Source organism: Psychromonas saccharinae (genome assembly GCF_051201515.1).
GTDB lineage: Bacteria > Pseudomonadota > Gammaproteobacteria > Enterobacterales > Psychromonadaceae > Psychromonas.
In genome coordinates this window covers 2,241,198-2,264,707 of record NZ_CP195153.1, presented here as the reverse complement: position 1 = coordinate 2,264,707, position 23,510 = coordinate 2,241,198, and the positions used below count along the sequence as shown (strand labels likewise).

19 protein-coding genes are annotated in these 23,510 nt (G+C 37.2%); 8 read left to right on the top strand and 11 right to left on the bottom strand.

Features of this window, described 5'->3' with window-relative positions; translation table 11 throughout:
• Positions 1-35 precede the first annotated feature (35 nt).
• Positions 36-929 carry a tRNA 2-thiocytidine(32) synthetase TtcA gene (gene ttcA / locus ACR30L_RS10045; RefSeq protein WP_435234123.1) on the bottom strand — a complete coding sequence of 298 codons (894 nt, stop codon included), beginning with the start codon at positions 927-929 and terminating at the stop codon, positions 36-38.
• Positions 930-1,247: 318 nt separating this feature from the next.
• Here ttcA and tpiA point away from each other — a divergent pair, with 318 nt between their 5' ends.
• The 3 genes from tpiA (at position 1,248) to ACR30L_RS10030 (ending at position 3,514) form a co-directional block, all read left to right on the top strand.
• On the top strand, positions 1,248-2,000 hold the full coding sequence (tpiA, locus tag ACR30L_RS10040) for a triose-phosphate isomerase (RefSeq protein WP_435234122.1): 753 nt from the start codon (positions 1,248-1,250) through the stop codon (positions 1,998-2,000).
• A gap of 167 nt (positions 2,001-2,167) precedes the next feature.
• Positions 2,168-2,827 (top strand): Bax inhibitor-1/YccA family protein, encoded by a 660-nt coding sequence (locus tag ACR30L_RS10035; protein WP_435234121.1) that lies wholly within the window; start codon positions 2,168-2,170, stop codon positions 2,825-2,827.
• 135 nt (positions 2,828-2,962) lie between these two features.
• Positions 2,963-3,514 (top strand): GDSL-type esterase/lipase family protein, encoded by a 552-nt coding sequence (locus tag ACR30L_RS10030; RefSeq protein ID WP_435234120.1) that lies wholly within the window; start codon positions 2,963-2,965, stop codon positions 3,512-3,514.
• On the opposite strand, the gene lolE is transcribed toward ACR30L_RS10030, so the two are convergent.
• From lolE to ACR30L_RS10015, 3 genes are read right to left on the bottom strand one after another with little or no spacing between them, the layout of a single operon-like run.
• On the bottom strand, positions 3,511-4,755 hold the full coding sequence (gene lolE / locus ACR30L_RS10025) for a lipoprotein-releasing ABC transporter permease subunit LolE (protein ID WP_435234119.1): 1,245 nt from the start codon (positions 4,753-4,755) through the stop codon (positions 3,511-3,513). The two genes, ACR30L_RS10030 and lolE, sit on opposite strands and share 4 nt — an antisense overlap.
• Positions 4,755-5,453, bottom strand: a complete 699-nt coding sequence (gene lolD / locus ACR30L_RS10020; RefSeq protein ID WP_435234118.1) for a lipoprotein-releasing ABC transporter ATP-binding protein LolD — start codon at positions 5,451-5,453, stop codon at positions 4,755-4,757. Before lolD ends, lolE begins: the two co-directional genes overlap by 1 nt.
• Positions 5,446-6,675, bottom strand: a complete 1,230-nt coding sequence (locus tag ACR30L_RS10015) for a lipoprotein-releasing ABC transporter permease subunit (protein ID WP_435234117.1) — start codon at positions 6,673-6,675, stop codon at positions 5,446-5,448. The genes lolD and ACR30L_RS10015 overlap by 8 nt, the downstream gene beginning before the upstream one ends.
• Positions 6,676-6,869: 194 nt before the next feature.
• On the opposite strand from ACR30L_RS10015, the gene ACR30L_RS10010 reads away from it, so the two are divergent.
• From ACR30L_RS10010 to ACR30L_RS10000, 3 genes are read left to right on the top strand one after another with little or no spacing between them, the layout of a single operon-like run.
• Complete coding sequence (locus ACR30L_RS10010) at positions 6,870-7,430, top strand: PilZ domain-containing protein (protein WP_435234116.1); 561 nt, start codon at positions 6,870-6,872, stop codon at positions 7,428-7,430.
• A gap of 12 nt (positions 7,431-7,442) precedes the next feature.
• Positions 7,443-10,922: a transcription-repair coupling factor gene (mfd, locus tag ACR30L_RS10005; RefSeq protein ID WP_435234115.1), complete on the top strand. Its 3,480-nt coding sequence runs from the start codon at positions 7,443-7,445 to the stop codon at positions 10,920-10,922.
• Positions 10,923-10,938: 16 nt separating this feature from the next.
• Complete coding sequence (locus ACR30L_RS10000; protein ID WP_435234114.1) at positions 10,939-11,820, top strand: CsiV family protein; 882 nt, start codon at positions 10,939-10,941, stop codon at positions 11,818-11,820.
• A gap of 143 nt (positions 11,821-11,963) precedes the next feature.
• On the opposite strand, the gene ACR30L_RS09995 is transcribed toward ACR30L_RS10000, so the two are convergent.
• Both ACR30L_RS09995 and rluC read right to left on the bottom strand, forming a co-directional pair.
• Positions 11,964-12,608, bottom strand: a complete 645-nt coding sequence (locus tag ACR30L_RS09995; protein ID WP_435234113.1) for an HAD family hydrolase — start codon at positions 12,606-12,608, stop codon at positions 11,964-11,966.
• A gap of 1 nt (position 12,609) precedes the next feature.
• Positions 12,610-13,548 (bottom strand): 23S rRNA pseudouridine(955/2504/2580) synthase RluC, encoded by a 939-nt coding sequence (rluC, locus tag ACR30L_RS09990; RefSeq protein ID WP_435234112.1) that lies wholly within the window; start codon positions 13,546-13,548, stop codon positions 12,610-12,612.
• 345 nt (positions 13,549-13,893) lie between these two features.
• Here rluC and rne point away from each other — a divergent pair, with 345 nt between their 5' ends.
• Entirely contained in the window at positions 13,894-16,767 is a 2,874-nt protein-coding gene (rne, locus tag ACR30L_RS09985) for a ribonuclease E (RefSeq protein ID WP_435234111.1), read from the top strand.
• A 157-nt stretch (positions 16,768-16,924) separates the two neighbouring features.
• Positions 16,925-17,878, top strand: a complete 954-nt coding sequence (trxB, locus tag ACR30L_RS09980; RefSeq protein ID WP_435234110.1) for a thioredoxin-disulfide reductase — start codon at positions 16,925-16,927, stop codon at positions 17,876-17,878.
• 77 nt (positions 17,879-17,955) lie between these two features.
• Here the strand turns inward: trxB and nlpI are convergent, their stop codons facing one another.
• From nlpI to tgt, 5 genes are all read right to left on the bottom strand, one after another.
• Positions 17,956-18,867 (bottom strand): lipoprotein NlpI, encoded by a 912-nt coding sequence (gene nlpI / locus ACR30L_RS09975; protein ID WP_435237854.1) that lies wholly within the window; start codon positions 18,865-18,867, stop codon positions 17,956-17,958.
• A 193-nt stretch (positions 18,868-19,060) separates the two neighbouring features.
• On the bottom strand, positions 19,061-20,008 hold the full coding sequence (secF, locus tag ACR30L_RS09970; RefSeq protein WP_435237853.1) for a protein translocase subunit SecF: 948 nt from the start codon (positions 20,006-20,008) through the stop codon (positions 19,061-19,063).
• Positions 20,009-20,023: 15 nt separating this feature from the next.
• On the bottom strand, positions 20,024-21,889 hold the full coding sequence (secD, locus tag ACR30L_RS09965; protein WP_435237852.1) for a protein translocase subunit SecD: 1,866 nt from the start codon (positions 21,887-21,889) through the stop codon (positions 20,024-20,026).
• A gap of 72 nt (positions 21,890-21,961) precedes the next feature.
• A complete protein-coding gene (gene yajC / locus ACR30L_RS09960; RefSeq protein ID WP_435237851.1) occupies positions 21,962-22,294 on the bottom strand; it encodes a preprotein translocase subunit YajC in 333 nt (110 codons plus the stop codon).
• 60 nt (positions 22,295-22,354) lie between these two features.
• Positions 22,355-23,479 carry a tRNA guanosine(34) transglycosylase Tgt gene (tgt, locus tag ACR30L_RS09955; protein WP_435237850.1) on the bottom strand — a complete coding sequence of 375 codons (1,125 nt, stop codon included), beginning with the start codon at positions 23,477-23,479 and terminating at the stop codon, positions 22,355-22,357.
• Positions 23,480-23,510: the final 31 nt, after the last annotated feature.

Genomic DNA, 23,510 nt, shown 5'->3' with positions numbered 1-23,510 from the left:
TAATTTAAACTAGATTGGCATTTTTTTTTGATGAATTAAATATTAGTTACATCTATAAACATTGACTCATCAATATTAGTCGATGATATTGTTGCTTCTTTAAATAAATACTCGGCTTTCTCTTCACTTCGATCCAAAGGTAGATTAATAAAATCAAAAAGTGATTTATCTGCAAGTTGACTTGGACTGATATTTTGTATTGATTTAAAGATCATCTCCACCCTACCCGGTGTCTTAGTATCCCAATCAACCAACATTGCTTTAATTGATTGACGTTGTAGGTTTTCCTGTGAGCCACAAAGATTACACGGAATAATGGGAAAAGATTTATGATCGGCATAGGCAATCAAATCTTCTTCACGACAATAGGTTAGTGGCCGAATAACGACATTTCTACCATCGTCGGAGCGCAACTTTGGTGGCATCGCTTTCATGCGCGCACCATAAAACATATTTAAAAAAAGTGTTTCAACAATATCATCTAGATGATGGCCAAGGGCAATCTTAGTCGCACCAATTTTTTCTGCAAAAGAATAAAGCGTCCCGCGTCTAAGTCGCGAGCATAATCCACAGGTTGTTTTTCCTTCGGGAATTTTTTCTTTAACAACGGAATAAGTATCTTTGTCGACTATATAGTATGGAATATCCAAACTTTCAAAATATTCGGGTAGAATGTGTTCAGGAAATCCTGGCTGTTTTTGATCTAAATTAACAGCTACAACATCAAATTTTATTGGGGCCACTTTTTGTAGTGCCAATAGAATATCTAGCATTGCAAAAGAATCTTTACCACCACTAATACAAGCCATAACAACATCGTTATTTTCTATCATATTGTAATCGACAATTGCATTACCAACATTCCCTCTTAATCGTTTATGCAGTTTACTAAATTCACGTGTTTCTTGTTTTGTCTTATCAAGGGTCATTGCGATTACTCGTATTATCTATATATTTAAATTTAATTTTTTAAGGGCTCGGATTATACGTGATTTTTATATTTAGATTTAAATAAATTATTACGGAAGAGAGAAAAATGCAATTTGCAATCAATATCCAGCATTTCAACTTCTATTATTGAACAAATAGTAAACATAGAAATTATGACAAAATACAAATTTGCCATTTAGCCCACGAATTTACACTAATTTGATAAAAAACAGTGGGTTTCAATCTAGAGTCCTTTATAATCACTGCAGATTTTTTAATTCATCCTTTTAACTTTTAATAATATACGGAGAAAAAATATGAGAACACCTATCGTAATGGGTAACTGGAAACTAAACGGTTCTAAAGAATCTGTAACAGCACTAATTAAAGGCATTGAAGCTGCAGCTGATGCTGCGCCTAATGTTGAAGTTGCTGTATGTCCTCCAGCTATCTTTATCGATCAAGTTGCAACTTTATGTGCGAACAACAGCATTGAGTTTGGTGCTCAAGATATTAGTACTGAAGTTTCTGGTGCATTTACAGGTGAAACATCAACTGTAATGGTAAAAGAATTTGGTGCTAAATACAGCTTAGTTGGCCATAGCGAACGTCGTCAATACCACAACGAAACAGATGCACTCGTTGCAGCTAAATTTGTTGCAATCCAAGCTAATGGCTTAGTACCAGTTTTATGTATTGGTGAAACGCTTGAAGAACGTGAAGCTGATGTAACTAAAAAAGTTGTTGAAACTCAAATCAAAGCGGTTATTGATCTAGCGGGTATTGAAGCATTAGAAAACTGTGTTATTGCATACGAACCAGTATGGGCAATCGGTACAGGTAAAGTTGCAACGTCTGAACAAGCTCAAGAAGTACATGCACACATTCGTTCTTGGTTAGCAGAGCAAAGCAAAGTTGTAGCTGAAAAAGTACAAATTCTTTACGGCGGTAGTGTTAAAGCTGCAAGTGCAAAAGAGTTATTTGCTCAACCAGATATCGATGGTGGTTTAGTCGGTGGTGCTGCACTTATCGTTGAAGAATTTGTTGGTATTATCGAAGGCGCTAAATAACCCTTTTGTTAAAATTCTGCTAAGGCGCTAATTTAGCGCCTTTTTTATTCCTGCCATTCTATTACTTAATTCAAATCGTGACATAAAATGTTAACGAAAACAGTTCCCATCTTCGATAAGCATGCTATGATTAGTTATTAATTTGTTAATTCTATAAAGGAATGATTATGAGCTCACCGATATTTCATAGCGAAACACAAAGTCGAAATATTTCGATTAATAAAGTCTTAAAAAATACTTATATCCTATTAGGGATGACTTTAGCGTTCTCCGCACTCACGGCAACTATTGCAACAATGCTTGCAATCGGCCCTGGTTTTTCACTTGTACTTTCACTCGTAGGATTTGGCCTATTATTTGTTGTTTCTAAAAAAGCGAATACTGCACAAGGTATCTTTTGGGTATTTGCATTTACAGGCGTGATGGGCGCATCATTAGGTAATATGTTAAATCATTACCTTGCGATGGCTAATGGCTCTGCACTAATTATGCAAGCATTAGGCTCTACGGCTTTAATCTTCTTTGCCCTTTCTGGCTATGTGCTAACATCTCGTAAAGACTTCTCGTTTATGGGCGGTTTTTTGATGGCGGGTATGATTGCGGTTATTATTGCAATGGTTGCAAATATTTTCTTACAAATCCCTCTTATGCAAGTTGTGATTAGCAGTGTTGTTGTGTTGATAATGTCAGGTTTCATCTTATTTGACACTAGCCGTATTATTAATGGCGGCGAAACTAACTACATTCGTGCAACCGTTTCGCTTTACCTAAATCTATTTAATATGTTTATTCATTTATTAAGTTTACTTAATATTTTAGATGATTAACAAATACCAGCTTGCTACGCATTGTGCGTAGTAAGCTTTTTCTTTTCCTACTTCACATTTCCTCTCTCTTTTAAATATCGCTTCATACTTGTAGAATAACTATTCAATTTAATTTATTAATCATTGGTTTAGTGTATGAATGTCACAACCTTAACGCCTCTTAATCAACAACACCCTATTCTAGCATTTGGTGATAGCTTAACATTTGGTTATGGTGCAACCCATGAGCAAAGTTATCCATTTCTATTGAGCCATTTAATTAATCAGCAAATTATTAATGCTGGTATTAATGGAGAACTGAGTAAAGATGGATTACTAAGACTAGAATTACTACTCGATAAACATGCACCGCAGCTTTTATTGCTCTGTCATGGAGCCAACGATATATTGCAAAATGCATGTCGCATAACAATGATGAATAATATCGACAATATGGTAAAAATGGCACATAAGAGAGGGATTGATGTCGTGTTAGTTGCTGTGCCGGATGTAAATGATCAATTAAGTAATGTGGTGGAGTATCAGCAAATAGCAACACAAAATAATATACTATTAGCAGATAACTTACTGGCTGAATTATTAAAACAGCCAGCTCTTCATAGCGATATTATTCATCCAAATAATTTAGGATATGGTTTTATTGCAGAATCCATCGCAACACTATTAAAAGCAAATGGTGCGCTTTAATGACTATAGCCAAGTTCTAACGCTGGTTGGATATTACTTGCTCGCCAGGCCGGATATACAGTTGCAAATACACTCATTAGAAATGCAGTGGCGGTAATAATAACAACTTCATTCGCATTTACTTGAGACGGTAAATAGTTAATAAAGTATATATTCCCTGACAATAACTTATGCCCAATAAGCACTTCAAGTTTACTAATTATTGCAGTTAGGTTTTCGGCAATATAGACGCCGAATACTGCGCCAACGATACAACCAACAAAACCATTAAATGCCCCTTGAACAATAAATATAAACCGAAGCATCCATTTTGATGCGCCCATTGTTTTCAGAATCGCTATATCACCTCGTTTTTCATTCACCGCCATAACAAGTGTGGAGACAATATTGAAACAGGCAACAGCTACCACCAACAATAAAATGATGATCATTAAGGATTTCACCATTTGAATATCTCGATAAAGATATCCTTGGCTATTTACCCAGCTATTAATGTAAAGATAGTCATTCAATTTATAGCCAGCATTACGGGTAATTTGCTGTGCTTGAAGTACATCGTCAACACTAAAACCAATCGTATTTGCTTCATTCAATGATAATATTTGTTTTGCATCTTCAATGTGTGTAAATGCAAGTGCACTGTCGAGTTGACCGCCCATTTCAAATAAACCCACCAATGTAAATTGGTAGGTAAGTGGCGCTTTTATTTTGCTGCCTTGTCCAATTTGATGCATCAATAAAGTGACTGAATCACCTACTTTTATTTGTAATTTATCGGCAACAGCTTTACCTAAAATCAAAGACCGTTGTCCGGGTTTTAACAGCGACCAGTCTCCTTCTTTTATAAAGCGTTCTATTCGCGTAACCTTACTTTCTGTAGCTGGCGTAATAGCACGGAATTGTAATGCTTTCATCTGATTGTCTTTTTGTAGTAGACCATTGAAAGTAATAAATGCCGTTGCACCTGTTACACCAGGTGTAGACTCGACGGTTTGTAAACTTTTTTGTAAGTCTTTATAACCACCATCAACTGTTTTTAACTCACCATGGGGAATAACCGATAATAGTTGGTCTCTTAATGCATTTTCAAAACCATTCATCGCAGACAAGCCGATAATCAACACCGTCACACCAAGTGAGATACCAAGAATGGAAGCAATAGATATAAAAGATACAAAGCTATTTTTATGTTTTGCTCGACTATATCTAAGCCCAACAAACACCGATAAGGGTCGAAACATTATGATTTACCTTGTAAAATTCCACTGACCATTTGTTCTTGACGATCTAATTTATTCGCTAACTGTTGATCATGTGTCACAACCACAAATGCAGTATTTAATTCTTTATTCAATGTTTTAATCAACTGGTACACGCTGTCAGCACTTTTTGCATCTAAATTACCCGTTGGTTCATCGGCTAAAACTAATTTAGGATTATTAATTAAAGCGCGCGCTATTGCGACACGTTGTCTTTCACCACCAGATAATTCAGAAGGTCGGTGATCAACTCGCTCAGCTAAGCCTACTTTTGCTAACATCTCCTGCGCTTTTTGAGTCGCATTTTTAATATTGGCGCCGGCAATCAATAAAGGCATTGCAACATTTTCCAATGCTGAAAACTCTGAGAGAAGATGGTGAAATTGATACACAAAACCAAGTTCTTGATTACGCCATTTTGCCTGTTTACTCGCACTTAAATGCGCGATATCTTTTCCTTTATAGACAATCTGACCTTCACTTGGTTTATCTAACGCGCCAAGTAAATGTAATAATGTACTTTTACCTGAACCAGAACTACCAACAATAGCAAGTAACTCCCCTTCTTTTACGGTTAAATTAACGCCTTTAAGCACCGTCGTAGACAGTTTCCCTTCTTGATAAGTTTTGGTTAAATTGGTACAAATCAACAAGTCAGTATTTGTTTGATTTTTATTCATATCTTAATGCCTCAACAGGACTTACACGTCCAGCACGATAAGCAGGATAAAGAGTCGCAAGCAAACTCAATAACATCGCACCACACATGATCACAATAATTTGGATGGGTTGGTGAACAACGGGTAATAACCTAGAACCACCCGAACCGTCGGATAATACATGTAAACCTAATAATGTATTAATCTCGTTAATATAGGTACTTAATAACAAACCTAATCCAGTACCAATAATCGCGCCAATAATGCCACTCCAGGCACCCTGAATAATGAAGACAAGGTTTAATGTAAAATTTGAAATGCCGAGTGTTTTTAAAATAGCCACTTCAGCATTTTTATCACTAACGACCATCACCGATGAAGACAGTATATTAAAGGCTGCAACGCAAATAATTAAACACAGTAACAACCAAATCATGTTTTTTTCCATTTTAACGGCAGCAAATAATTCACCATGCGTACTGCGCCAGTCGGTTAACGTTTGTCCGGCTTTGATCGCCGGTGGAATCCAAGACTCAACATCAAACGGATCATTTAAATAGAGTCGTAAACCGGTTATCTGATTCTTTCCAATTCGAATTAAACGGGCTGCATCATTAATATTCATTAGAACGAGTTGCTGATCAACATCTGAACCGACTTCAAATAATCCAGCAACGGTAAAGTTACGTTGACTTGGCATACGCCCCAGTGGCGTAAAATGACTACCTCGAGCGGAAATAATACGGACTTTATCACCGATAGAAACGTCTAATTGATTGGCTAAACTTCTACCAATAATAATGTTGTAACTACTCGCAGATAAATCGGATAAATGGCCTTTATAGATACTTGAAGTCACCACGTCTGCGACATGTGTTTGCGGTTCTAATCCTTCAAATATAATCCCCTGTAAACCTTTAACTGTCTGTACAATCGCTTCATTACGAATAACCGGCTCTATATTTTTTATAACAGGAGTTGATGCTAATAACGATGGAATTTGAGATTCCCAATCAGACATTGTTTGCTCTGTATTTGAAATAGTCGCTTGGGGCACTGCACCGAGAATTCTTGTTTTTAATTCCTTTTCAAAGCCATTCATTACCGATAAAACAGTAATTAAAGCAAGGACGCCTAAGGTAATCCCCCCCGTTGAAAAAAGGGATACAAAAGAGACAAATTTGTTATTTCGTTTTGATTTTGTGTAACGAAGACCGATAAATAAACTGAGGGGATAAAACATAAATACCTTCGTTATCTAATGCATTGTGACATTTTGTACTAAAATACGAGTTAACCAGAGGCTACTTCTTAGCGGCATTTAAGTATACAATGTCATTCATTTATTTTATAAGAGATTGATTCGTCAGTATTCTAATGTATCTTTATGCATCAAGATACTGAAAAACAATTAAAACTAACAAAAAAGGCATTTTCATGGTCGGCAATGAATACTTTCTAGTCAATTACCCACTTTCTATCAATATAGAACTACTCGGTGAGCATGAAAACATTCCCGATGCTGAAGAATTTGAAAGACGAATTCCAGCCCCTTTTCGTATGGCAAGTGAAATCGCATCGATTGATTCACAGGCACTTCAACCTTTAAAATTGAATAATGAGACTACCCAAGCACTATGGGGGTTTCTACAAGCACAAAATCAAAAAATCAATACCCTATTGAGTTATGTATTAAGCCAACAGGATGATGAAAAGTGTCGTTATCAAACAACCGCATTTAGTGCTGGATGTTGTATTTTTGTCTGTGATAATGAGACATTTAACATCGGGCAACATGCACTATTAAAAATATTTATTCCAGAAGAATCTGCAGCCCTATTTTGTTATGCGACGGTTACCAATATTGATAAAAACCAAATTGAGTTAACTTATCAACAAATTCGTGAAGAAGATCGCGAGCTATTGATTCGTACAACATTACATATACAATCTAAACAATTAAAACTGCGTGCAGCGCAACGTGCCCAATCTATTTAAAAAGAATTTATCATGAAGCAAGCTCCACTTTTAGACATTCCAAAACTTAAGAATAAAACTGATCGTCTTGTATTTGCTAACCTCAAAGGCAGCAGTTTAGCGTTAGCGATTAGTGAATGCGCAACGCAACAGAAATCGCCTCTCATTCTTATTGTAAATGACACGCCTAGCGCACTAAAGTTGCAACAAGAGTTAAATTATTTTATTGAAGATAGCGTAGAAGTATTTACATTCCCCGATTGGGAAACATTACCCTATGATAATTTTTCACCGCATCAAGATATTATTTCTACGCGTATAGAAACGTTATATAAACTACCAACAATTAAGCAAGGTGTATTAATCGTCCCCATCAATACACTTTTATTAAGACTTGCACCGCCTTCCTATCTAAAGCAGTACACCTTAATAATCAAACAAGGTGAAATTGTTGAATTACAAACACTCCGTTCAGATCTTGAAGAAGCCGGTTATTACGCGGTGGATCAAGTGATGGAACACGGCGAGTTTTGTGCGCGAGGTTCCTTATTAGATATTTATCCTATGGGTAGTAATGTTCCCTATCGGATAGATTTTTTTGACGATGAAATAGACTCAATTCGTCCCTTTGATAGCGAAAGCCAACGGTCATTAGCGCCCGTATCAGAAATTAAGTTATTACCTGCACATGAATTTGCAACGGACAGTGAAGCTATTGCACGTTTTAAAGCAAAGTTTGCCAATAAATTCACCTCACCACAATCAACAAGTAAAGAATCAATCTTTAGCAAAATTACGCAATCTAACCTGCCTGCAGGAATTGAATACTACTTGCCCTTGTTTTTCGAAAATACGGTGTCGTTATTTGAGTACTTTCCTAAAACATCTCGGATTGCAATTATTGGTGATATTAATCAAGCAACGACTGATTTCTGGCGAGATTTAGAAATTCGCTATCAAGAAAGAAGTGTTGACCTATTCCGACCACTACTAACTCCTGCAGAGTTGTATCTGCGTCATGAAGAGTGTTTTGAGAATTTAAAACAATGGCCTCGCTATTTCTTCGACACGGAAAAATTAAGTAAGGAAAAGCAAGGCAGCATTAATGCCGTTGCCGATTCAATTTCCGATATACAAATTGAGCATAAGAAAAAAGATCCGCTTACCAATCTTCGCCATTTTATTGATACATTTACCGGTAAAATATTGTTTAGCGTTGAATCAAATGGCCGCAAAGAATCACTAATCGAATTACTTTCTCCATTAAAATTAGCATTAACTGATTTTAGTAATTTATCTACTTTTATGAAAAGTAAGAAAAAAATTGGGATCACGGTTAGCTCTGTTGTAGATAGTTTTATTGTAGGTGATGAGCAACTTGCCTTTATCACTGAAAATGAATTGCTCGGGATCAAAATTAATGTACGCCGACGACGCGAAAGTATTGATGAAAACTATAGTTCGGAACATGTACTCCGCAATCTAGAGGAATTAAAAATCGGCCAACCTGTTGTCCATATTGACCATGGAGTCGGGCGTTATTTAGGACTTCAGACTATTGAAACTGCAGGCAACGTAACTGAATTTGTGACATTAGAGTACCTTCGTGGTGATAAATTATATGTACCAGTAAGCTCACTACATTTAATCAGTCGTTACAGCGGTCATGACGTTGAAAATACCCCACTTAATAAGCTTGGAACTGAAACTTGGCAAAAGGCAAAAACAAAAGCAGCTGAAAGAGTTCGCGATGTTGCCGCTGAATTATTAGATGTGTATGCACAGCGTGCTGCAAAAGTCGGCTTTAAATACCAGTTTAATAAAAGTAATTATGCGCTATTTAGTAATGAATTCCCCTTTGAAGAAACAGAAGATCAAGCTTTATCTATCAATGCCGTCATTTCAGATATGTGTTCAACTCAGCCCATGGATCGACTTATTTGTGGGGATGTTGGTTTTGGTAAAACAGAAGTAGCGATGCGCGCTGCTTTCTTAGCAACGGATAATACCCGACAGGTCGCCCTGCTTGTACCCACCACACTATTGGCACAACAACACTATGAAAACTTTCGAGACCGATTTGCAAATTGGCCAGTAAGAATAGAAGTACTATCTCGTTTTAAAACGGCCAAACAGCAAAAACAAATACTCAAAGAAAGTGCGGAAGGAAAAATTGATATTTTAATCGGCACCCATAAATTATTAAATGCTGAAATTAAATTTTCAGATTTAGGCTTATTGATTATCGATGAAGAACATCGATTTGGTGTCCGACAGAAAGAAAAAATTAAAACGTTACGTGCTCAAATTGATATTTTGACACTTACGGCAACTCCAATCCCACGTACTTTAAATATGTCGATGAATGGTATGCGTGATTTATCGATTATTGCAACGCCCCCTTCTAAACGTTTGGCGGTCAAAACCTTTGTAGAACAAAAAACCGATCAAATTGTCAGTGATGCAATTACCCGTGAAATCATGCGTGGTGGTCAGGTCTACTTCTTACATAATAATGTCGATACGATTGAAAAAACTGCTCATGATTTACAAAGTCTGATTCCACAATCAAAAATATCCGTTGCGCATGGTCAAATGAATGAGCACCAACTAGAACAGGTGATGAATGATTTTTATCATCAACGCCAAAATGTATTAGTTTGTACCACTATTATCGAAACCGGCATTGATATTCCAAGTGCGAATACCATTATCATTAATCGAGCGGATCATTTAGGTTTAGCACAACTGCATCAATTGCGAGGCCGAGTTGGCCGTTCTCATCACCAAGCTTATGCCTATTTATTAACACCTGCACCGAAGTTAATGTCCAAAGATGCTAAGAAACGGCTAGATGCAATATCGTCACTAAACACCCTTGGTGCTGGTTTTACTTTAGCAACGCACGATTTAGAAATTCGTGGAGCGGGTGAATTATTAGGTGATGAACAATCGGGACAAATTAGCAGTATTGGTTATAACCTTTATATGGAAATGTTAGACCAAGCCGTCGAGGCACTTAAAAATGGTCAAGAACCAACACTCGAACATTTACTTGCAAGCCAGGCCGATGTTGAGTTGCGAGTCCCGGCACTTATTCCAAATGATTATATTCATGACGTAAATATGCGTTTATCGCTTTACAAACGGATTGCCAACAGTAAAGATACGACCTCGTTGAAGGAACTGCAGGTAGAATTAATAGATCGTTTTGGTTTATTACCCATTGCGACCAAAAATTTAATTGCAATCACAGAGATAAAACAACTTTGTGGGCATTTAGGCATTAAACGCTTAGAAGCACATGCAAAAGGCGGCAGTATTTTATTTACAGAAAATACCACAGTTGACCCGATGTACCTTATTTCATTGTTTCAATCACAAAAAAATATATTTAAAATGGATGATCAAACAAAACTCAAGTTTACCATTAATCTTGAAGATACGAGCACGCGTATCGATTGGGTATCACAGTTACTCAACAGTTTTAATGAACATCTGATAACACAATAGATTAAAGGACAAAATCTTGAACTACAAATTATTATTACCTGCATTATTACTAGGCACTGCATTACCAGCTCAAGCTCGTTGGTTTGAAATAGAATTACTCGCCTTTAAACGAAATGCCCCAATGGATGTGCAAAAAGAAGATCTCGTACGTGAAAATTTGCATATTGATACAAGTAATAGTGTTCCATTGCTAAGAACAGAAACCGATAATGTATGTTCACATTTACAGGATACATCGTGTATTTTTAATCAGGTTCCCATGCTGATAGATAGAAGTCAGTTTGCATCTAATGAAAATGGATTTACCTATGTTAGTAACGGCAACTTAAGATTAAGAAATCAGCGTAAAAAGTTAAGTGAACACGCTTCATTTACACCTTTATTACATATCACATGGCGCATGAATGTAAGAAGCCAAAATCATGCTACCCCAATACATCTAATTGCTGGGAAAAATTACGCTGCTACAACTACACCACCATTAGTTAATCAAAAAACGGTTGAAACAGAACAAGGGCAAGCCGTTATTATCAGTGGCGCATCAGATATTCAAGATGTATCAGTAAAAACTAATAGTCAGGATAAATGGGAAATAGATGGTAATTTCTTGGTCTATTTAGATCATTATTTATTTATTGATAGTGAACTAGTTGTCCGACAAGAAGTCATTAAAAATGTCGATAATAATGTTAATGATGATGCACAATTTGAAGTTGTTAACGGAAATGATAATGTTCAAGTAATTAAAAGTATTGACAATATCGCGCCGCAATCAGTAAGTCAGTATAAAGTACTAGAAGAAACTTATTTTGATCAAACAAGTCGTTTGGAAAGTGGTGAAATTCACTATCTGGATCATCCTGTAATGGGAATGATCGTACAAATTCGTAAAATGTAATGAAATAGGCGTTATCATTGTTTAAGTGATAACGCCTATTTAAGCCAAACTGACTTATTTCTTTATCTTCATAACATCGTTAGCGACTCAAGATAATAGTCGTTAACAAAACCTCAATTATTGAAATAAAGTCCGACTCACCATTATATGTATTGACCAAGTTGTTTAGGTAAATCGCTTAGAATTGCAATAGGATTATATTGTTTTAGCACGTCAACAGAATGCACGCCGTAATCTACACCAATACAATCAATATTCGCATTATTAGCCATCTCTAAATCATAACTAGAATCACCAATCATTAAAGCTTGCTGAGCTTCAATATTTAAATTCTCTAATATTTTATGCAACATTAAAGGATCGGGTTTTGAATTTGCTTCATCTGCGCAATAAGTTATCGTAAATAAATCCGTCAACTCAGACGATGACAATACACGGTTTAAACCATTTCGGCCTTTTCCGGTTGCTATCGCCAAGGTATATCCTTGTTGTTTTAAGGACTGCAACCAATCTTTAACGCCAGGATATAACGGAGACGGGTGTTCAGTTGATAAACGATATTGCTCTCGGTAAGCAGTTCTGACAGCGGATTGGATTTCAGCAGAATGAGTGGGAAATAATCTGGTCATCGCAACTTCGAGGCTTAATCCAACAATATTTCTAATGGCTTGTTCAGAAGGTGCAGGAAGTTGATTCACCCGTGCTGCTTGTTGCATTGCATGCACAATTTTATCGAGAGAGTCCATCAAGGTACCGTCCCAATCAAAAATAATAACAGAATATTTCATATTAGCTTTTCTTTAATTTATCTAAAATGGATGATAATTCTTCGCTTAAGGGCGATGTGATAGTAAGTTCTTTTTCTAAATTTGGATGGTAAAAAGTAATATGTAAAGCATGCAAAAACAAGCGATTAAGTCCAACTGTTTTCATCTCATTGGTAAAATCATCATCACCATAACGGTCATCACAGGCGATATTATGCCCTTTGCATGCAGTATGTACGCGAATTTGATGTGTACGGCCCGTCATTGGACAAGCTTCAATTAATGTCGCATTTTGATACCGTTGCATAATACGAAAGCGTGTTTCAGAAGGTTTTCCTTGCGGGCTCACTTTAACAATTGAGTTTTGTGCATTTTTAAGTAATGGCTCTGTCACACTACGCCATTTTTTATCCCACGCCCCTTTGACTAACGCTAAATATTGTTTATGCATGGTTTTATTTCGTAACTGTTCATGTAATGCACGTAACATGCTACGTTTTTTAGCGATGAGTAAACAACCTGACGTATCTTTATCGAGTCGGTGTACAAGCTCTAAAAATCGAGCATCGGGACGTAAAGCACGAAGCCCTTCAATGGCACCGAAATCTAAGCCGCTACCACCGTGAACAGCAATACCTGAGGGTTTATTTAATACAATAAGTGCATCATCTTCATAAACTATTGCATGTTCTAAGGATGCAACTTTATTTAATTTTGGTGAAGGTAAGACATTTTCTTGGGCAACACGGACAGGTGGAATTCGCACCAAATCCCCAGATTTTAATTTGTAATCTGGTTTTATACGTTTTTTATTAACGCGTACTTCGCCCTTCCGTATAATCCGATAGATCATACTTTTAGGTACACCTTTTAAGTGAAGACGAAGAAAATTGTCGATTCTTTGTTGTGCATTTTCTTGAGATACCTCAAGTATGCGTACTGAGTGATTAATTTGATCCATAATGCGAAGTTTACCATGTGTTCATTGATAATATATAAAAATTTATATTGCGGCTAAAGCACTATTAATGAGAGAATTAACTTGTTATGACTCGTTGATGTTTATACTCATTTAACTTGTAGTCAATATAACAGAATAATTAAAAATAATTGTTGTGCCTTTTTACTCATTAGTCTTTTTTTGACTACGCTTAGAGTCAATAATAATGAGCCGTTTGCCTTCACTTTTTAATGCACCTCTGCATATTATCCAGTCGAGAGATTGTACAACCAGACACGAGGTCAAGTAAGTGCGAACAACGCCAACAAACTGAATAATAATGATAAATATAAAGAGTTAATTACAATGAAAAGAATGTTAATCAATGCAACTCAATCAGAAGAGTTGCGTGTTGCCCTTGTTGATGGACAACAACTTTACGATCTAGATATTGAAAGTCCTGGTCATGAACAAAAAAAATCGAATATATATAAAGGAAAAATTACCCGAGTTGAAGCAAGTTTAGAAGCCGCATTTGTAGACTATGGTGCAGAACGTCATGGTTTCCTTCCCTTAAAAGAAATTGCTCGAACCTACTTTCCCGCTGGTTACACCTTTAAAGGACGTCCGAATATTAAGGATGTTATTAAAGAAGGCCAAGAAGTTATCATTCAAATTGAAAAAGAAGAACGAGGTAATAAAGGGGCTGCACTTACAACGTTTATCAGCTTAGCAGGTAGTTACCTTGTCTTAATGCCTAACAACCCTCGTGCTGGTGGTATTTCACGTCGTATCGAAGGTGATGAGCGTACGCAATTAAAAGAAGCATTAAGTCATTTAACATTACCAACTGGTATGGGACTTATTGTTCGTACCGCTGGTGTTGGTAAAACACCTGAAGAATTAGAATGGGATCTTAATGTACTTGTTACACATTGGCAGGCAATAGACGAAGCTGCGAATGCAAAGAAAGCACCTTTCCTTATTCATCGTGAAAGTAATGTTATCGTTCGCTCTATTCGTGATTATTTACGCCGTGATATCGGTGAAATTGTTATTGATAATGCCAAAACCTTTGAACAAGCTAAAAGCCACATTCAAATGGTACGCCCAGATTACATTAACCGCTTAAAATTATATCAAGGTGAAATTCCACTTTTCACGCATTATCAAGTTGAAAGCCAAATCGAATCAGCATTCCAGCGTGAAGTTAATCTTCCATCTGGTGGCTCAATCGTAATTGATCCGACGGAAGCACTAACATCTATCGATATCAACTCAGCACGTGCTACACGTGGTGGTGATATTGAAGAAACGGCATTTAATACCAATTTAGAAGCTGCAGAAGAAATCGCCCGTCAATTACGCCTTCGTGATTTAGGTGGTTTGGTGGTTATTGATTTTATCGACATGACACCTGCTCGTAACCAGCGTGAAGTTGAAAACCGCATGAGAGAATCTGTTCGTCAAGACCGAGCACGTATTCAATTGGGCCGTATTTCACGATTTGGTTTGATGGAAATGTCGCGTCAACGCATTCGCCCTTCTCTTGGTGAATCCGCATCACGGGTTTGTCCTCGTTGTCATGGTCAAGGTACTATCCGAGACAATGAATCACTAGCATTAGCGATTCTTCGACTTATTGAAGAAGAAGCATTAAAAGAAAATACTGCTCAAATACAAGCAACAGTGCCAGTAGCAGTTGCAGCTTATCTATTAAACGAAAAGCGTAATGCAGTTGCTAAGCTTGAAAAACGCCATACTTGTGAAGTTTACATTATTCCAAATGCAAATTTATTAACACCGCATTTTGAAATAAAACGTACACGTAAAGATGGTGCAGAAGACATTAATTATGATGCCTTAGAAAAACAACACTCTGTTTATGTACCAAACATGATCAAAGAGGAACATGAAAAAGAGTCAGAACCTGCATTAAGCGGCTTTTCTAGTCCTAAAAACAAACCAGCAGGTAATCAAACTAATCAGACTGCAACATCATCAGTCCAAGCGCCCGCTTCAATTTTCGCTGGTATAATTAAGTTCTTTTCTTCTTTATTTGCAAATGATGAAAAAACAGCACCTGTAAAAGAAGTCGTTAAAGAGCCTGTAGAAGAAGCTAAGCCAGTTCGTAAACCGCGTAATAATCGAAACCGTAACCGTAATACCAAAGATCGTACAGAACGGTCGGACAATAAATCGACAAATAATCGCAAACCTGCAGCAACTAAAAATGACCGCCCTAAAAAACAGGATCGTAATCCTAAGCAAGCGCCTCAAAAAGATAATGAAGAAGTTGTCGCAGTCCGTCGTAAACGCAGAAATATGCGTAAAAAAGTGCGCGTTCAAAATACCGATGTAGTTCAAGAAACGACAACACCAAAACAGTCTGAATCTAAAGGTAATCAACAGCCTCAAAAGCCTAAAAAAGCCCAAAAAGAATCAGCACCTGTAACCAATGAAGAAGTTGTTTCAACGGAAAATAATGTTGCACAAACGAATACTGCTGATAAGAGTAACGAAAAATCAAATTCAACTAAGAATCGTCGTTCTCGTTACTTACGTAATAAAAATCATCGTAACAAACCTGCTACAGAAAATAACGATGCTCAGCAAATAGAAAATGCAGCAACAGTTGAACAATCTCAATCAACCGTAACTGAGTCGGTGCAATTGCCAGCAGCGAATGATCAACCTTCGACAGCTGTTGAAGCGAAGCAAGTCGATGCAAAAGCCCCTGTTGCACAAGAAATCGAGCATCTGCCAACTAAGTCTGATGATGTTATTAATACCTCAACGTCAAACGAAGAAACACAAGCATCGATTCAGATTTTACCTGAAACAACGCCTGTAACAGACACGAACGTTGAACCTGCTGATGTTGTTGAGCCTGTTGCAAAAGAAACTGAAACGGAATCAATTCAACCTGTTGTAGAACCTGCAGTGGAAACTCAACCGGCATCAACCGATGTTATTGAAGAAGTTAAGGTAATGCCTACGACTGAAACCGTAGAAGTAACAGAAACATCTATTGCTAAATCCGCAGGTACTGTTAGTCGTGTTAAATATACGGCAACATCACCTATGACTAAAACGGTAAGTGGTGAATTAGATTTAACGGCTGAGATTGCTATTGTTAGTGCAACAGAAAGAACGCCATTTGTTAAATCGTCTCAACAAGCTGGTAGTCGTTTTGCGACTAGCCAAGCGAGTAGCGACACTGTAAAAACAACACGTTAATTCCATAACATTTAGCTATTAATTAAAACGGATATTTCTAAGAAATATCCGTTTTTTTATATGTATTTTTTAACTGAACGTTTATGATAACGTCACAATAAATACATTAAGACAGACAACAAACTATTTTATAAATTTCAACTCTAAAGGTATCGCTATGAGTGACACACAACATCACAAATTATTAATTTTAGGATCAGGTCCAGCGGGTTATACCGCTGCAGTTTATGCCGCCCGTGCTAACCTAAATCCAGTATTAATCACTGGTATTCAACCTGGTGGGCAATTAACAACAACCACAGAAGTAGAAAATTGGCCAGGTGGTAGTGCAGACATGACAGGCCCTGGTTTAATGGATGAAATGAAAGCGCACGCTTTACGCTTTGATACAGAAATTATCACAGACCAAATAACCAATGTTGATTTCAGCAAACGCCCTTTTATCCTTGAAGGTGATAATCGTTATAGCTGTGATGCACTTATTATTGCAACCGGTGCTTCTGCACGTTATTTAGGATTAGAATCTGAAGAAAACTTTAAGGGCCGTGGCGTATCAGCTTGTGCGACTTGTGATGGTTTCTTTTACCGAAATCAAAAAGTTGCAGTGGTTGGAGGCGGTAATACAGCAGTAGAAGAAGCATTGTATTTATCGAATATTGCATCTGAAGTTCATCTTATTCACCGTCGTACCGGTTTCCGTTCAGAAAAAATCTTACTAAAACGTTTAGAAGATAAAATTGCCAGCGGTAACATCATTCTCCATACAGAACGCGTTCTTGATGAAGTACTGGGTGATGAAATGGGCGTTACCGGTTTGCGACTAAAAGACACGCAATCAGATAAAACCGAGAACCTTGAAGTCATGGGTGTCTTTATTGCGATTGGACATAAGCCGAATACAGATATCTTTGGTGATCAACTTGCAATGAACCACGGCTACTTAACGGTACATTCTGGAAGTGAAGGTAACGCAACACAAACCAGTGTCGAAGGTATTTTTGCAGCGGGAGATGTCAGTGACCATATCTACCGTCAAGCAATCACATCTGCTGGTACGGGTTGTATGGCTGCATTAGATGCTGAACGTTATTTAGATAATCTTGGTGAGTAACTAATACTAAAAAAGCAAAGATAACGCCCTGTTACCTTTGCTTTCTCTAAAAATATCTTTGACAAAAGATAATGCGATTACTCTTCTTGTTGTTCCTGTATTGCCAATTGGTCTGCCGCTAATTCAATTAACGCATATTTATATTCAACGAAATCATGGATATTAGTTGTCGTTGTTAATTTGAAATAATAGGTCGCTTTATTATCATCGCCTAATAATTTATGCCACTGTCCTAAATAAAAATACGCTTCACATAACCGTTGTGCCAAACCTTGATTATCATATTCAGCATTAGCGAGCGCTTTTAAAAATTGATTTTCACTTACACGCCCCGCAATAACATCGACAATTGACCAAGCGTATCGATTGTCATCCTTATCACGAAGTGTATTTTTCAAGGTCGAATAGGCATTCTTTGGATCTATTTTGCTTGTAATAATATAACGCCATAACACACGATAAGGATCGGTTGGGTCTAAGCTGTAAAATTTCTCAATATCGCTTTGTGCTAGTTGATAACGTTCGATTTGATAAAATCCGACGGCTCGGTGTAAATACGTGTAATCCATCGTACTATCCAGCTCTAATGAAGAATCAAAGGCTTCAAAGGCTTCTTCATAGGAGCGACTTAATAGCATATATAAGCCAAGAATATTATAGGCAGGAGCAAAATTAGGATTGGCGATAATTGATTGGTTTAAATCATAACGACTATGTGCTGCCAATCCCATTCGATCATAAATCAAACCGCGTTCATAAAACATTTGCGAACGTTCTTGATTGCTAAACCCTTCTTTTTCACCTAATAATTTATTTAATCGCAGTAAATTAACTTCATCCTGATATCTGATTTGAACCGGTATAGAAATGGGGAGTAAACCTGCTTTGTAGTTTAATGCTGCAGATGTGGTATGTTTAGGAACACTTTGACATCCTGAAATTAATAACAAACCCGAAAAACAAAATGCGATGGGAAAATGAATCTTCATTAGCTAATCCTGTTAAGTAACACAATTAAGAGTGAACGATAAAGCGGTGAAAGTAAAGCAAGATAACACAGATTTAATGATTATCTAGTTTATAAAAACAATTAAAAATAAGCATTTAGCATTCAAATATAATAAATGATAGATATAAAAAAAGCACTGTAAACAGTGCTTTTTAAGGTAAGAAAATACCTGCTTACATTAACGCATCTTGATCCGCGCCTTCTTTTTCAACGACAACTGGAATCATATGCTCACGTGAAATACCTAATCTGATAGCAAGCGCACTCGCTACATAAATAGAAGAATAAGTACCAACAAAAATACCAATTAATAATGCCGTAGCAAAGCCATGTATCAATGCGCCACCAACAAGGAACAACGAAACCAATACGCAAATAGTGGTACCTGAAGTTATTAATGTACGACTAAGGGTTTGTGTTAAAGACTCATCGACAATATGTGTAGGCTCTGCTGTTACCATAAGACGGAAATTTTCCCTGATACGGTCAAACACAACAATCGTATCATTGAGCGAGTAACCAATAACGGCTAATAACGCAGCCAATACAGTTAAATCAACTTCAATTTGAAAGAATGAAAATACGCCTAGTGTAATAATGACATCGTGTCCTAACGCCAGTACTGAACCCAATGCTAAACGCCATTCGAATCGCATACTTACGTAAATCATGATGCAGACTAGGGCTAAAATAATAGCTAACCCGCCATCTTCGGCTAATTCATCTCCCACATTAGGACCAACGAACTCGATACGGTGCATATCAACTTGCCCCATATTGCCTTGTTGTAATGCACTTAGCACACGTTCGCCTATTACCGATCCTTTAATACCTTCACGGGGTGACACACGAACGAGCACATCATGAGTATTACCAAAGTTTTGGACAATCGCATCACCAAATTCCGATGCGGCTAATGTACTACGTACATCATCAAGATTTGCAGGTTGTTCAAAACCAACTTCAATTAGTGTCCCACCAGTAAAGTCGAGCCCCCAATTTAACCAATTAATACTTAATGTAACAACCGATGCAACAATCAATAATATTGAAAGCATCATTGCAGGTTTTGAATACCGCATAAAGCGAATCGTATTTTTCGCCTTAATTAATTCAAACATAATTTTATCCCTTGCCTAGATTGACAGTTTCTTAATATCGTTACGGCCACCCCAAATTGCATTTACAAGGGCGCGAGTACCGAAAATTGAGGTGAACATTGAAGTTAAAATACCGATAGCTAAAGTCACAGCAAAACCTTTAACGGAACCAGTACCAACAGCAAATAAAATAATTGCTGTAATCAATGTTGTAATATTTGCATCGGCAATGGTAGAGAATGCATTTGCATAACCTTCATTGATTGATTTCTGAATGGATTTACCTGCACGTAATTCTTCACGAATACGTTCAAATATCAATACATTCGCATCAACAGCCATCCCGACGGTTAAAACAATACCGGCAATACCTGGCAGTGTTAATGTAGCGCCTGGAATAATAGCCATTACAGCGACAATCATTACAATATTAAATAACAAGGCAGCATTAGCAACAAGGCCAAATTTACGATAATAAATAGACATAAAGATAATAATTGCAAGCAAACCATAAATCATTGCTTTAACACCATTATCAATATTCTGTTGTCCAAGGCTTGGGCCTATTGTACGTTCTTCGATAATTTGTATTGGTGCAATCAACGCACCCGCACGTAGAACTAACGCTAAGTTATGTGCTTCAGCAGTATTATCTAAGCCTGTAATACGAAAGCTTCGTCCGAGCTGTGCTTGAATAGTTGCAACATTGGCAATTTCTTCACGTTTTTCTATTTCAGATTTACCATTCGCTTTTTTCTTACCCGTTGGCAGATATTCAATGTATAACGTCGCCATTGGCTTACCAATATTAGTTTTGGTAAAGCGAGACATTTTACTGCCGCCAGCTGAGTCTAAGGATATATTAACTTGTGCTTTACCATATTCATCAACGCTTGATTGCGCATCGACGATATGATTACCCGTTAATATAATCTGTTTTTTCACAACAACGGGGGTACCATTACGATCTTCATAGACAACAGATGATGAAGGAAGTCGCCCTGCTAATGCATCATTCAAATCTGTTTCAGAATCTGCAGCATGAAACTCTAATGTCGCAGTCGCGCCAAGGATCTCTTTTGCCGTTGCGGTATCTTGAACACCCGGTAACTCAACAACAATTCGATCAGTACCTTGACGTTGAACTAACGGTTCTGCAACACCTAACTCATTAACACGATTACGCAAAATACTTAAATTTTGTTGTAATGCATATTCTTTCGTTGTTTTAAGCTTATCTTCTGTCATCGCAACGGAAAGATTGAATTGACCGTCAGATGTATCATCAATAAATTGATAATCAGGGTTAATAGGTTTTAAATAATCAACGGCTTTATTTAATAATTCTTCATTTGCAAAACGTAGTAATACGCCCGTTTCACTATCAGGGTCTTTACGTACGCCACGAAAACGAATTTTCTGTTCACGTAAGTCTGTTCGCAAATCTTCAACAAGTTGATCTTGCGCTTTAGAAACGGCTTCATCCATATCCACTTCCATTAAGAAGTGAACACCACCACGTAAATCTAAGCCTAGATTTAATGGGGCGCCGCCAATAGCTTCAAGCCATGCGGGAGTAGACGTTGCTAAGTTTAAAGCGGTAACAAAACCATCACCTAGGTTATTGCTAAGCACTTCTCTTGCACGTAATTGATCTTCACTTGAAGTTAGACGAATAAGGATTTGACCATTTTCTAACACCGTACTTTTAGGTGATAGATTGGCTTCTTTTAAATAATCTTGGACTTTATCAAGCGTTGAGAGCTCGACATCTGCACCACGCGTTGCAGAAATTTGAATAGCGGGATCTTCTCCGTAAAGGTTCGGAGCAGCATAAAGTAAACTGAGAATGACAGCAAAGCCAAGAAACAGATACTTCCACAAAGGATATTTATTTAACACGGTATGGTCCTTTATTAGAGGCTAAAGGAAAATAAAAGACAGAGTAAAAATTTACTCTGTCCATAAAATGAATTAGATAGATTTAATGGTGCCTTTAGGAAGAACAGCAGTCACAAAACTCTTTTTAATTGAAATAACATTGTTTTCATTTAATTCGATTTGGATGTACTCATTTTCAGCACTGATTTTAACAACACGACCAAGTAAACCGCCCTGTGTTAAAATTTCATCACCTTTTCCGATATTATCCATTAAATTTCTATGTTCTTTAGTACGTTTTGCCTGTGGACGATAAATCATAAAATAGAAAATCGCAGCAAAAATAACCATCATAAAAATGAAAGAAAAACCTTCTTGAGGAGCAGCTTCCCCAGCGGCGTGTGCTTGTGAAATGAACAGACTCATATTTGTATCCTTTATTAGTTAAATCATGAATATTATTGTTATTATTACATAAAACTTGGGTTAATCGATCAACGCAGGTTTTTCTTTCCCAATACGTTTATAAAACGCGTCGACGAATTCTTCTAATGTACCTTGTGCGATGGCATCACGCAAACCTTTCATTAAACGTTGATAATATCTTAAGTTATGGATCGTGTTTAGACGTGCTCCAAGGATTTCTCCACATTTATCAAGATGATGTAAGTAACTACGTGTATAATTTTTACACGTATAACAATCACATTCCGAATCTAGTGGAGAGGTATCATCACGATGTACCGCATTACGAATTTTAATCACACCATCGGTCACAAATAAATGACCATTGCGTGCGTTACGCGTAGGCATAACACAATCAAACATATCAACACCGCGGCGAACACCTTCGACTAAATCTTCTGGTTTACCCACGCCCATTAAGTAACGAGGTTTATCTTCAGGTATTTTAGGGGTGATATATTCTAGAATGCGGTGCATTTCATCTTTTGGTTCACCAACGGCAAGGCCGCCGATAGCGTAGCCATCAAATCCAATTTTAGTTAAGCCCTCAAGAGAAACATCGCGTAAATGTTCAAAACAACCACCTTGAATAATACCAAATAACGCATTTGGGTTATTTAGTTCATTAAAACGATCACGACTACGTTGTGCCCAACGAAGCGATAAGCGCATGGAAACGTCGGTTTCTTCTTCCGTAGCAGGATAAGGCGTACATTCATCAAATATCATTACGATGTCTGAGCCTAAATCGTCTTGTATTTCCATAGAGACTTCAGGTGATAGAAATACTTTATCGCCATTTACTGGGCTACGGAAGTAAACACCTTCTTCTTTAATTTTACGCATTTTACCTAAACTGAAGACTTGAAAACCACCAGAGTCAGTTAAGATAGGCCCTTTCCAATTCATAAAGTCATGTAAGTCACCATGTTTTTTAATGACTTTTTGTCCAGGACGTAGCCATAAATGAAAAGTATTGCCTAACAGGATTTCCGCGCCGATTGAATCAACTTCTTCGGGTGTCATACCTTTAACTGTTCCGTAAGTCCCGACTGGCATAAATGCGGGTGTTTCAACACTACCGCGATCAAACGTCAGTCGACCTCGTCGTGCACGACCATCGGTCGCTAATAGTTCATATTCCATAATTTTCCTTATCAGATAAACAGTCTGATTT

Coding starts and splice junctions, on each gene's coding strand:
- ttcA (WP_435234123.1), bottom strand. CDS start 929: ATGACCCTTGATAAGACAAAACAAGAAACACGTGAATTTAGTAAACTG.
- tpiA (WP_435234122.1), top strand. CDS start 1,248: ATGAGAACACCTATCGTAATGGGTAACTGGAAACTAAACGGTTCTAAA.
- ACR30L_RS10035 (WP_435234121.1), top strand. CDS start 2,168: ATGAGCTCACCGATATTTCATAGCGAAACACAAAGTCGAAATATTTCG.
- ACR30L_RS10030 (WP_435234120.1), top strand. CDS start 2,963: ATGAATGTCACAACCTTAACGCCTCTTAATCAACAACACCCTATTCTA.
- lolE (WP_435234119.1), bottom strand. CDS start 4,755: ATGTTTCGACCCTTATCGGTGTTTGTTGGGCTTAGATATAGTCGAGCA.
- lolD (WP_435234118.1), bottom strand. CDS start 5,453: ATGAATAAAAATCAAACAAATACTGACTTGTTGATTTGTACCAATTTA.
- ACR30L_RS10015 (WP_435234117.1), bottom strand. CDS start 6,675: ATGTTTTATCCCCTCAGTTTATTTATCGGTCTTCGTTACACAAAATCA.
- ACR30L_RS10010 (WP_435234116.1), top strand. CDS start 6,870: ATGGTCGGCAATGAATACTTTCTAGTCAATTACCCACTTTCTATCAAT.
- mfd (WP_435234115.1), top strand. CDS start 7,443: ATGAAGCAAGCTCCACTTTTAGACATTCCAAAACTTAAGAATAAAACT.
- ACR30L_RS09995 (WP_435234113.1), bottom strand. CDS start 12,608: ATGAAATATTCTGTTATTATTTTTGATTGGGACGGTACCTTGATGGAC.
- rluC (WP_435234112.1), bottom strand. CDS start 13,548: ATGGATCAAATTAATCACTCAGTACGCATACTTGAGGTATCTCAAGAA.
- rne (WP_435234111.1), top strand. CDS start 13,894: ATGAAAAGAATGTTAATCAATGCAACTCAATCAGAAGAGTTGCGTGTT.
- trxB (WP_435234110.1), top strand. CDS start 16,925: ATGAGTGACACACAACATCACAAATTATTAATTTTAGGATCAGGTCCA.
- nlpI (WP_435237854.1), bottom strand. CDS start 18,867: ATGAAGATTCATTTTCCCATCGCATTTTGTTTTTCGGGTTTGTTATTA.
- secF (WP_435237853.1), bottom strand. CDS start 20,008: ATGTTTGAATTAATTAAGGCGAAAAATACGATTCGCTTTATGCGGTAT.
- yajC (WP_435237851.1), bottom strand. CDS start 22,294: ATGAGTCTGTTCATTTCACAAGCACACGCCGCTGGGGAAGCTGCTCCT.
- tgt (WP_435237850.1), bottom strand. CDS start 23,479: ATGGAATATGAACTATTAGCGACCGATGGTCGTGCACGACGAGGTCGA.